This is a genomic window from Streptomyces globisporus (assembly GCF_003501885.1).
In the GTDB taxonomy this organism is placed as follows: Bacteria; Actinomycetota; Actinomycetes; order Streptomycetales; family Streptomycetaceae; genus Streptomyces; species Streptomyces globisporus_D.
Genome location: NZ_QWFA01000414.1, coordinates 1 through 729, shown reverse-complemented (window position 1 = coordinate 729; position 729 = coordinate 1). Strand labels below are relative to the sequence as shown.

Annotated in this window: 1 protein-coding gene; it reads right to left on the bottom strand. The window is 75.6% G+C overall.

Annotated features, from left to right (window positions below; translation table 11 throughout):
* Positions 1-190: 190 nt before the first annotated feature.
* Positions 191-691: a Cys-tRNA(Pro) deacylase gene (gene ybaK / locus D3105_RS34055; RefSeq protein ID WP_118906607.1), complete on the bottom strand. Its 501-nt coding sequence runs from the start codon at positions 689-691 to the stop codon at positions 191-193.
* Positions 692-729 lie beyond the last annotated feature (38 nt).

Below are 729 nucleotides of genomic sequence, written 5' to 3'. Positions count from 1 at the left end.
GGTTCGGGGGCGTCGCCGTCCGCGGGTGGCGGTGGGGCGGGCTGAGAGCGCCTGCGGCGAGCCTGTTCCCCTCCCCGCCCTTCCCGAAAGCGGGGCTCCGCCCCGGGCCCCGGTGTCCTCAAGCGCCGGACGGGCCGGGTTTTCGGGGCCCGGCCCCGGACCCCGCTCCTCAAGCGCCGGAGGGGCTGGACTATGCGCGCGCGATCTCCGCGAACGTCGCCCCCGTCAGCTCCGCCAGGTCCGTCGCCGACAGTTCGACCTCCAGGCCCCGGCGCCCCGCCGAGACGCAGATCGTGGCGTGTGTCCGTGCCGAGGTGTCCAGCACCGTGCGCAGGCGCTTGCGCTGGCCCAGCGGGGAGATGCCGCCCCGGACATAGCCCGTGGTGCGTTCCGCCGCCGCCGGGTCCGCCATCGTGGCGCGTTTGCCGCCCACCGCGGCTGCCAGGGCCTTGAGGTCCAGGGAGCCGGCCACCGGGACCACCGCGACCGTCAGGGCGCCGTCCACGTCCGCCACCAGGGTCTTGAATACCCGGTCGGGGGAGACGCCCAGGGCCTCGGCGGCCTCCTCGCCGTAGGACGGGGACGCCGGGTCGTGGTCGTAGGCGTGGACCGTGAACGCGGTGCCCGCCGCGGTCAGGGCGACCGTGGCGGGGGTGCCGCCCGGCTGGTTCTTCTTGGATTTCTTCGCCAACGGGGGCCGGTCCTCGTCAGTTGGGGTGGGTGGGGGAC